The following is a 481-nucleotide window of genomic DNA, read 5'->3' as shown; positions in this document are numbered from 1 at the left end:
TGCTTGACCCGATCTTCCACCTCCTTGCTGGAAATGCGCAGCGCCACGTCGGCCTTGAAGTACTTGAGTCGCTCGCCGGAGGCATAGTTGCCTACCATCGCCGGCGTCAGCGCGTAATAGAGGGTCTGTGGAGCAGCGGACTCATCGGCCGACTCATTGGCTTGAACGGCTCCGGCAACTGCCAGGCAGAAAAACATCGAAAGTAGGTATCTCACGCGCTGCGGCTCCAGAGAGGAAACCCTGCCAGCATAACCAGTCACAGCACAACGCCCAAGCCGTTGCACTACCGCCTGCCACTTATACGCCGCCATTACAGCGAGCGATGCTGATTGCCTCGCCACGCAGCGCTCCTAGACTGAAAGCCCTGAGCAGTCGAGCCATCCCATGTCGGGCGGCAAGCGTCCGACCAGTCGAACAAGGAAAAGCGATGAAAGCCGTCCTGTGCAAAAGCTTCGGCCCGCCCGAAAGCCTGGTTGTAGAA

The 481-nt window shown here is 59.3% G+C and carries 1 protein-coding gene; it reads right to left on the bottom strand.

What is annotated here, in order from left to right; all coding sequences use genetic code 11:
• Positions 1 to 215, bottom strand: a 215-nt coding sequence (locus ACU8YC_RS26640) for a hypothetical protein (RefSeq protein ID WP_446896212.1), incomplete at its 3' end; no start/stop codon positions are given.
• Positions 216 to 481: the final 266 nt, after the last annotated feature.

This window comes from Citrobacter sp. VF227 (assembly GCF_052950715.1).
The sequence above is the reverse complement of the archived record's forward strand: the minus strand, read 5'-3'. Positions and strand labels throughout refer to the sequence as shown.